The sequence below is a fragment of the Xylanibacillus composti genome (assembly GCF_018403685.1).
GTDB classification, from domain to species: domain Bacteria; phylum Bacillota; class Bacilli; order Paenibacillales; family K13; genus Xylanibacillus; species Xylanibacillus composti.
This window is the reverse complement of the sequence record NZ_BOVK01000021.1, coordinates 37,080-46,706: the sequence shown is the minus strand read 5'-3', so window position 1 is coordinate 46,706 and position 9,627 is coordinate 37,080. Positions and strand designations below refer to the sequence as shown.

At 45.8% G+C, this 9,627-nt stretch carries 7 protein-coding genes and 3 pseudogenes; all 10 read right to left on the bottom strand.

Annotated features, from left to right (window positions below; translation table 11 throughout):
* Positions 1-151: 151 nt before the first annotated feature.
* The 10 genes and pseudogenes from XYCOK13_RS08720 to XYCOK13_RS08695 all read right to left on the bottom strand — a co-directional run bounded on the left by XYCOK13_RS08720 (position 152) and on the right by XYCOK13_RS08695 (position 9,549).
* Positions 152-559 carry an HIRAN domain-containing protein gene (locus XYCOK13_RS08720; protein ID WP_244865080.1) on the bottom strand — a complete coding sequence of 136 codons (408 nt, stop codon included), beginning with the start codon at positions 557-559 and terminating at the stop codon, positions 152-154.
* 30 nt (positions 560-589) lie between these two features.
* Positions 590-709 (bottom strand): annotated as a pseudogene (locus tag XYCOK13_RS22140) (YqaE/Pmp3 family membrane protein); the annotation flags it as partial.
* 180 nt (positions 710-889) lie between these two features.
* Positions 890-1,072, bottom strand: coding sequence for an ATP-binding protein (locus XYCOK13_RS22135; protein ID WP_373314364.1), 183 nt, complete (start codon positions 1,070-1,072; stop codon positions 890-892).
* Positions 1,073-1,194: 122 nt separating this feature from the next.
* A complete protein-coding gene (locus XYCOK13_RS08715) occupies positions 1,195-1,575 on the bottom strand; it encodes a hypothetical protein (protein WP_373314363.1) in 381 nt (126 codons plus the stop codon).
* A 186-nt stretch (positions 1,576-1,761) separates the two neighbouring features.
* A complete protein-coding gene (locus XYCOK13_RS08710) occupies positions 1,762-3,495 on the bottom strand; it encodes a recombinase family protein (RefSeq protein ID WP_213411740.1) in 1,734 nt (577 codons plus the stop codon).
* Positions 3,496-3,566: 71 nt separating this feature from the next.
* On the bottom strand, positions 3,567-3,713 hold the full coding sequence (locus tag XYCOK13_RS08705; RefSeq protein ID WP_155609838.1) for an SHOCT domain-containing protein: 147 nt from the start codon (positions 3,711-3,713) through the stop codon (positions 3,567-3,569).
* Between the two features lie 980 nt (positions 3,714-4,693).
* Positions 4,694-4,933 (bottom strand): annotated as a pseudogene (locus XYCOK13_RS21880) (GTP cyclohydrolase); the annotation flags it as partial.
* A 154-nt stretch (positions 4,934-5,087) separates the two neighbouring features.
* Entirely contained in the window at positions 5,088-5,489 is a 402-nt protein-coding gene (locus tag XYCOK13_RS08700) for a hypothetical protein (protein ID WP_373314362.1), read from the bottom strand.
* A gap of 4 nt (positions 5,490-5,493) precedes the next feature.
* A pseudogene (locus tag XYCOK13_RS21875) lies at positions 5,494-5,672 on the bottom strand (group II intron reverse transcriptase/maturase); the annotation flags it as partial.
* A gap of 577 nt (positions 5,673-6,249) precedes the next feature.
* Complete coding sequence (locus XYCOK13_RS08695; protein WP_213411738.1) at positions 6,250-9,549, bottom strand: S-layer homology domain-containing protein; 3,300 nt, start codon at positions 9,547-9,549, stop codon at positions 6,250-6,252.
* Between the last annotated feature and the right edge of the window lie 78 nt (positions 9,550-9,627).

Sequence of the window (9,627 nt, the reverse complement as noted above, 5' to 3'; positions counted from 1 at the left end):
CAAAATCTTTGACAGACCCGAGAAATCGGAACCGTGGGTTGCGCCGAACTATTATTCGTTATATTCGGTCCAGGCTATGCAGATTCAGGTATATTCCGTGCAGACACAAGCTTTCTTATACCTATTTTAGCTTCGGGGCCTATTCCTTTCCCTACTTATTTGTCTTACTCTTATAATATTTGCGAACGAGAATCTTGGCATATGGTTTTGTTTCCCGCCTATCATTTTCAAATTCCCCCGATTCGACGAATGCTGCATCTGTACTGCTGAAGGTATTTGATGTTCCTTTTAATGTTGCTTGTAATTCTGCAGCAGTCGATGCATCTAGGAAACCCAGCTGTCTTCCGTCTTCTGTCATGATCTTTACGGCATTTTTATCGTGAGGATTATCCGGATCTCTGACCAGATTTAATTTTTGTCCAGCTCTACAGGACTTTGCGATTTTTATGCGTGAGGACCCGTCATCATTTTCATATGTAATCCCCGCAATGTTGACCGTGAATTCTCGAAAATTCTTCTCCTGCGCTACTTCGGTTGTTGCAGCAACTTCAATCTTCATTCTGCTTCTCGTTTGGGCCAAGATGAAAACTGCATGCAATATACCAGGTATCCAAAACAGGAGAGTAAAAAACAGATTCACAATAGCGGCTCTCCATCTTCCGGTTAGTAATACAGCTACTGGGGGGAGGAAGACGGCAAGGAAATACATCATTCTTAATCACCTCGTAGATATGATACGACTATTTTCGGCATAAATTTACCAAAATCCTCCTTGAAATCAGTTCTACCAGGCATGTTTGTTCAAAGTTTTGTTTTTGATAGGCAGATCCATTCTTTCAATTCTTCCTGCAAGCTCCACATGTGTGGTGCGTTTACCGAGCCCCAAGCCTCATTTGCCGCCAGATACGCTGGAACGCGATTTATCGCCGCGATAGATATGCGGCAAATCCACAGGGTCGATGCCGGCGCCGTTATCCTTGACAGTGATCCTGACGGTGCCGCCTTCTTGGACTGCGCTCATGGCGATCATGCACCCGTCCGCGTCCACGTATCGCGTCGCATTATCGTTCAATTTATCGAAAATTACACATATGCAGACCGTTAAAAAAACTAAGCAGTTAGTCGCGTCTGGGCAACTGACTGCTTAGTTCTATTAGTGTGATTCATCAAAATCAATTATAATCTGGCAACCCTTTAGATCGTCCTGTAACCAGAAGGCAAGGTTCCAGAGTTTCTTATTCCCCGCACTTGCTCAACTGTCAATCTTTGATTCGTAGCAATAAGCGATTCCACATCCGCACCATTGATGAGATCATCGAGATCGGCTATATTGCGGTTTCTGCGCAAAATCCTGAAGTTACCGCGGAATCTTGTACGCGTGAACAAAACAAGTGTGGCGTTGTCGCTTGTGGAGAAGAAACGAAGACTTTCGGCGTCTTCTCCACTAATAACGTCATCGAGAGTACGAATACCGAGATTGCCCCTTAATACCCTCGAAGCTCCGCGGAAGTTTTCATCAGTAAAGAGCGTGAGCCGGGGATAAGTTTGAGAAATAGTTGCAGACTTTTGAATCATGTTGCTTCACACCTTTCAGTTCTAGGATATTACAAATTATTCATAGAACTTGAGATGTGCATAGACAAAAGTTATCGTCTCTTCGACCATTTTGAAAGGACGAACAGCTTTTTACAGTTGTTGAACAGTACATAGAATACGGTATAAGCTGTTCTGGCTTACAAACTATCGGCAGTCTCTCTTCTTTCAAGTCTCGCTGCACACTCCACATGTGTTGAGTTGGGAATAGGAACATGAATCACTCCTTTCATTTACTGAGGGCTTTTTTCGATTTTGCCTGCCCATCTTGGCTTGAACGCTGCTCGTAAAGCCTGTTTTATAGATAAAAGTTAGCTTATAAGGATTAGGGTTACCTTCATTAAGGCTCTCTCCAATTATAACTTTATCAACGACGCTCTCAAACACATTCCGGTCAAATGTAGACAGGATGGCATTCGTTTGAAGCACTTTGCGGAAATGTTCAATTCTTTTCTCGATATTGATTTCTTCTTGCGCCGCTTCCTCCAATCCCTCTCTTTCGTCGAGCAGTTCGGTCAACGTGGATTCGAGTTCCTCAAACTTACGCTCATATGTTGGGCGGTCTATTTTTTCTTCCAGATGCAAGTCGATCAGTTTACAGCGCTTATGTTCAATCGCCTGGATTTCATTTATAATTTTGTTCAATTGTTTTTGATTGTTCTGGTCACTAAATACGGATTCCATTCTGATTAATAATTCGTCTAACACATCCTTATGATTACTACAAACTAATTTGTACGTTTCAATAAATGCACCTTCAATAATTTTTTCTTCTATTCCTTTGCTGTGCGGACAAAATCTTTTTCCCTTCTTCGTGTTAGTGGTACACTGCCAAATTGTCTTTTCATGCGATGTACCACTATTCCAACTCCGCCGAGAGAAGTTGGAACCACAGAACGCACATTCCAACTTGCTGCTAAAAGCGAATTTCCTACTGTATTTTTCCCGTTTACTGCCTTGTTTAAGCTTCCCGCGATTTTTTCCTCTACGGTGCAATATATCCTGTGCCTTGTTAAAGACTTCTTCGCTGACAATTGGCTCATGATGATTTTTGATGTAGTATTGATCTTCCTCACCATGATTTTCAAGTCTGCGCTTGGAAATCGGATCGAGAGTAAACGTCTTTCCCTGAAGGAGATCACCTTTATATTTCTCATTCTTAATAATGCCTAGAACAGTTGTATCATTCCATTCGGGATTCCCACTTTTCGTCTTATATCCAAATTCCATCAGTTCTTTTGCAATCACGTATGCACCAACACCAGAAATATAGCGCTCAAAGATGTAGCGTACAATCTTAGCTTCTTCTTCGTTTACCGATATCTGTTTGGTAACGGGATCATAGTCATATCCAAGGCAGCTTTGAAATCCAACCAGTTCCCCACGTTGCATTTTCATTTTCAAGCCCATTTTTACAATAGAAGAAATATTCTCAACCTCTTGTTGAGCAACCGAACTTAAAATGGTTAGTAACATTTCCCCATCCATAGTAAGCGTGTTGATATTCTCTTTCTCAAAAAATACAGCAACGTTTCTTTCTTTCAACATGCGAACATATTTCAAAGTGTCCACAGTATTTCTGGCAAACCTTGAAATGGACTTGGTAATAACCATATCAATTTTGCCATCCATGCAATCCTTTATCAGTCGTTGGAAATCATCACGTTTCTTCACTTGGGTTCCCGTGATGGCTTCATCCGCGTAAATGTCCACCAATATCCAATCGTTTCGTTGGCTAACCATATCTGTATAGTGAGCAACTTGCGACTTATAGCTGCTTAACTGTTCTTCCGTGTCGGTACTCACTCTGGCATAAGGAGCAACGCGCAGACGGTCTGGCCTTCCTCCAACACGATCTGATAGCTTCCGATTGGCTTTGATTACTTCAACTGCGTACCCCATTGTTAAGGCTCCTTTCGTCTTATTATCACGATCAGTGTAATAAGAGTTAAGCAGACCAACAATTGTGCGAATCAAGAAGTCAGGTCTGAAACAACATCGTATTCCTTCATGGTTTTGTTTTTGATAAGAGTAAACTCTTTTTCCGTAATCAGTGACAGAGCCAATAATTGTTTCAACATGGCAATTTGCATGCTATATCTGATTAATTTTCGACTCATCATAAGCCCCCCCTGTTTGGTTCATTACATCTAAAACAGAGATGCGACAAAGGACGATCACCTTATACGCATCTCTGTTCTTCCTTGTTTTGGTTGTATCGCATAAATCCAATTCCAGCGGCCGGTGGTTAACGGCCTCATAGGTATAGTCCGAATACCTCTCCCAGGATCGCTGCAAGCCGCCCCCATTGCGTGATCTGCCTAAAGCAGAGCTGTGGCTGGACGGAAGTATCATTATCCCCCGCATGGGTCATCGCCTTAAATGGAACCACCATTTATTATTGCACGGACAAAAATAAAATCGCTCTCACCCTGCTACTTCAAACACAGATCGAAAAAACAAGCAGAATGGTCATGGCGCACCTGCAAATTGGCTTTCCTAGGCATGCGGGGAACGTACTGGAATGGATGGTATTTAATTTTCAAGGTACGGAAAAACAGTAGAGGACATGCCCCTCTATCATCCTTTTCATTTTGAAGCCAAAATCGGACCTTTCTGCGAAAAAATAAATAGGAGAGGATAGAAAGCTCTTGGTACAGAGATTAGAAATCTCCGGTAGCGTGAGCTATAATGATGGCGAGGTGATCACATTATGGAAGAAATGGTCCCAACAAGAGAGGTTCTGAGCTTTGTCAGAAAGCTCAAAAAAATGATGAATCAATGTGAGGGAAAATAATGTGAGTATTTCGAGATCATCATCTGCATGCTCCGAGAGTTTAATCTCGGTTACAGAATAGATGGGATGTATCTATTGCCGAAAAAAAATAAAAATGGCCACTTAATGCTGTCGCGATTAAATCTCGGTCAATAACCAGCTTTACATGTAAAGAAACTGAACAAAGTGAAGAAAATCCCGTTGAAGGTGGAAGCTAGTGAACTGGGGGATCCCGAAGAATAATTCAAGAGCTTAATGCGCTGCAGGTTGTTCAGATTACTCATTATATATAGGTGCTGGTCATTGTCCGCCGCTCGACCCTGCATGCAATGAATGAACAAGCTGCACTTGCTCTGCCCTCCTATTGCCAAAAACATCTCCAGTATGGCAGATGGAATGAAATCGAATTAAGGCGTGCTCTGCATTTTCGAAATCGCCATGGACTAGCACGCTCTATTGCTGAAGTTCAGCTAAATTAGCGGAAGATAGTTTCGCAATAATACGATCAAAATCTTCTGTTACCTCATTGCAATTAAGCCAGCAGTACCACTTAAACTCAGATGTTGTTTAACTGACATGTATAGACTCCATTTCGTTGGTTTTCTGGAAAAGCCTTGTCTTATCTTGTGCTTATATTGCGACAGTTATGTTGAGAGTTATCCTTAAGGGGCAAACTATATAGCCTGTGAATTAGTATCCAGGTATGGTTTCATCTGAACTAAGTACCTTTCTCAAAGACCGGAAAAGCTTCTTCTTTGGAAACATGAATCATTTCTTGAGGGAATGTTTTCTTAAAGTACTTTTCTACTCTGAGATGGATATCTTTTTGATACCATTCCGAAAGTCCATAGGCTTTGAACAACTGGTGCATGCCGAGTCGTTCAGAGTGTTTCCCCATCGAACCATCCCCGATATTAAGTGTATCTATCCATATCCGATCTACGATACCTTCCAGTAACTTTGGGAAATCCGGAGTGAACGGCAGTACAGGTGAAATTGACGCTTGTGTAGTTATCCCTACCTCATGTACTTCTCTTAATGCTTGAATTCGCAGCTTAATTCCCGGTGCAACCGGAGCAAAAAGCCGCTTTATATCTTCCCGATCGGTTTCAATTGTCATTGACAAAATGTGCTTCAAAGATAGGAGTAAGCACTTGGAGAAGAGCCTGTTGGATAAAGCGATCTACCACAGTCGAAATGCCAAATAATCTGACAACGCCGTCGGGTTTCGGGATTTCGACCCTTCGGACTGGTGCCGTTGATAGGCCCCTTCTAATAATTGTTGTCGTATAAGCGGCCAGTACTCATGGGACTCGGAGTTTGCCGGACGACGCTTAACCATCACTTCAAGGTCCTCTGGGCTTCACCCGTACTTCCCTGAAGGAGTTCCATAGGAATTCTGCTTCAACGCGTCGTTCTCGAAAACGTCTGATCCATCCCTGAGTTGACGTTTGGCCCTTCCCTTTTTCAGGCGTCCCTTACTCACGCACTATGACCTCTGCTGACTCCTGCACGCTCAGCAAAACCTTACGGCCTTGGTTACCATCCTCAGATGGCGTGCCATGCAGGCCTCCCCGGATAAGGATGCGTACTTTCATCCATGCACCTGTCCAATATACTCATACAGCCCTTGGCGGCTTAGGACTTCGCCTTGTTTCGCAGACTCGTCCGACTGTACTAGCCTCACATTGGATTCGTGTATCTCAGGTCGAGTGTTTGCCTCCAGCTTCCTTAAGATTCCACCTCACGATGGACACCCTTACTTTTGGCTAACGGTAGGCGCTCGACAGCCCCCGTTCGGGACTTTCACCCTAAAGCACGGCACCCATGCCGGGCGTACCAAAAAGGGTGCAGAAGCAAAAGCGCTTCTGCACCAAACCTTATTGTGACAACAGCTCCAACAATCTCAGGATACTGGTGACCGCTTCCGCGCGGGTCAGCGTCTCATTCGGCGCGAAGAGATTGCGATCGCGACCGTGAATGATGCCCATGATACGAACCTCTTCCACGTAACTTTTCGCCCATGCCGGAATACTGGCATCGTCTGCAAAGCGGGTGTGCGCATGGTCGGTCAACTCCGCTCCTGTTGCTCTTGCGATCATCACCGCCATTTCCACACGAGTGACCGGGCGACCAGGTCGAAATGTTCCATCTTCATATCCTGACACAATGCCTGCCCTTGCCGCCAAATCAATCGCTTGCTTTGCCCATTCGCCAATTTGCTCCCCGTCCGCAAAAGCAGGCGCATCGCCTCCCGCTTCTCCTTCCAGCCGCAAGGCATGAACGAGCATCAACGTAAATTCAGCGCGGCTGACGGCATGATCCGGCCTAAACGTACCGTCAGGGTATCCGGCAACGATGCCTTTTGCATAGGCTTCCTGAATGAACGGCTCCGCCCAATGACCCGCAATATCCGCAAATAACGGCTCCGGGGAAGGCGGGTCCGGCATCTCCTCTTGCATACGTTCCACGGTGATGGAATACGTTCTGCGCGTTCCGTCTTCTGCAGTGACCACGATGTCAATGATATCCGTATCCGTGTGCAAGGGGATGCGAATGCTTCCCTGATCACTCCGGACTTGCCGACCATTCACGCTGATTCCAGCCTGATGATGTGCAGCACGGATCGTGAGCTGGATGCTGTCAGCATCATGCGGGATCAAAGCCTTGTACATCGTAATGTCCCCCGAAAATTCCGGTGTCAGCACGCCTTCTGACAAGATGAGCTCCCTCAGTGTCGCATTGCCGGAGCGTGCAGAGGCAGGCGGACTCGGCGAATCTGAAGGATCGGGCTCACGCACCAGACGAAAGCGCTGGGATATTTTATAACTCTCTTGACCCACCTGATCTTTGGCGTAAATGTGCAAATACCAGTCGCCGCCGTTTTTGTCTGCATAACTCAACGTGCTTTGGTTAATGAAAGGTTGCCAGTCGGCATGTTCATCCAACGGGTCTGAACTCGTTGACCAAACATAACGGAGGGAAGCGGCATCGATCCCGCTGCCGTCGTCCTTCACGTTGACTTGACTGGATATGGTCCGCGAGAGGGTTTCATCGCCGTCGGGTTTCAATTCGATCTCCGGATTCGTGTGATCGATACGGATGAGTACATGCTCGCTCATTTCATTGCCTAATACATCTTCCACTCTGAACCAAAGCGAGTACTGCCCCTCTGTTGTGAAGTCGAGCGGATCATGATAAATCTCCCAAGCCGCTCCTTCATCCAACGAATATGCAATGGGCCGCAGCGCGATCCCGTGGTCATGAGAAGCATAAACCGCTGCGGTCACACTTTGGTTCGTCCACGTTCCGCCGAGATACGCTTGACTGTCATTATCGGTAAAATACAAATCCACTTCCAGCTTCAGGCCGCTTCTGCTGATCTTCACGGTCCGCTCAACGAGCGTACTCTTATTGCCGATGTCATCCATCGCTTGCGCCTGGATCTTCGTTTGCCCTTCTTCCGTCACCTCGAAGCGAATCGGTGTACCGTTAAATGGATGGTCCTCCCACTCCTCGTCGCCGATTTTCACGCGTATCGTGTGAACATCTGTCTGCCTTGGGTTAGCAGCGCTGTGGTCGATCGACACTTCCACTTTGGCAGCATTGGTCCAGCCGTCGGGATGAAGGGTGATCGTCGGCGGTTCCGGACTTCCGCTGTCCACGACGATGGCGAAAGTCTCCGACTTGTCGAATAAAGATACGGTAATCGTTGCTTTACCACCTTTGACAGCATGGACAGTCCCATCAGAATCAACGCGTACAATTTCAGGAACATCGGGATCAATGGTATATCTGGCGGATCTAACCCCATTGTACTGATCACCATTCTGATGCTCTGTCTTCACGATAATCTTGGTCGAATCATCAAGAGTCAAATCATTCTCTTCAATGGAAATCTCCCAGGAGATCAACGGATTTTGCCAGTGAAGAAATGGCATTTCACCTTCGTAATGGTACCATCCGTCGGTGAGGTCCCAATCGCTAAATGTATCCGGATCCAATAAGTCTTCCTCTGCCACTGGCGTTCCAAACCCATTGTCAGGGATCGGATCGGAATAATGATCCTTGACCCAAAAGTTGTTTTCCACGATGATGTCACTACCCGGTCTAAAATAATTTTCACCAATAAATCCATTGATCGTATCATCGACCGGTCCCGTGACTTTCCCAGTCACATAATTTTGAGCGATTACGAAGGTAGTATCCGACCCGGATGTTGTGACATTATAGCCAATGAGACCACCCACTTGGCTCTGACCCGTTACATCACCTGTTGCATAGGAATTTCGAACGATGATCGTACCGCCCGGTAAGACGGCATTGCTGCCGATGAATCCTCCTACCTGGCTATCGCCTGTAACGTTCCCTTCCGCATAACTATTCGTTATTACATTAACACTGTCCTTATTATCAGTTTCGTTTCTTCCGATCAATCCACCTACAAATGTTGCACCATCAACATCTCCGGAGGCATAGGAATCACGAATGCTGACCGTTTTATCATTTAAGCCGTTCAGAAGTCCTACAAGTCCTCCAACACTATCCACGCCATTAACCAAAATATCTGCATGGGAGCCGACCAGTTCACCTGAATGCCTGCCGACTAGCCCCCCGACAAAGTCATCACCTTGAACCAAACCATCATTGGCGGAGGCGTTTTCAATAACTCCATAATTGAGCCCGACCAGACTGCCGACACAGCTACTCCCGTTTATCGTGACATCTTCAAGGTGCACATTCCGGATCTCGCCTTCTTCCCCTACTGCGGCGAACAATCCTTGACAGAGCTCTTCACGGTCGATTTCTAAATTCGAAATCGTAAAACCATTTCCATCAAAACTGCCTGTAAACAGAGTTTCTGGATGCGAAGTGTTAAACCCTGATGCGATCGGTTCCCAGCCTTCTCCATCACTGTAATGGAATAAATCAATATCTGCTCCCAACTTGAAGTGGGAATCCAGATAATTTCTCACTTTGTCCAGTTGTGCAGGGGTTTCGATGATATATGGGTTTTCTTTTGTACCGTCTCCACCAGCAAAATCACTGCTTGACGGCGCGAATGCACCGTCATCGGCGGCCTGAACCGATATGCCGACATTCCCAAACAGTTGTGTCCAGGTCCATCCGAAAAAAAGAACTAACGCCGCCAACAGAACGGATGATTTAAACGGTCTCATTTTCCTTTCACTTCCTTTCTAATGTGCGGAGACCGCAAGTTCCACATCATTGTCCGTCATAAAGTCCACTCCTCGCCT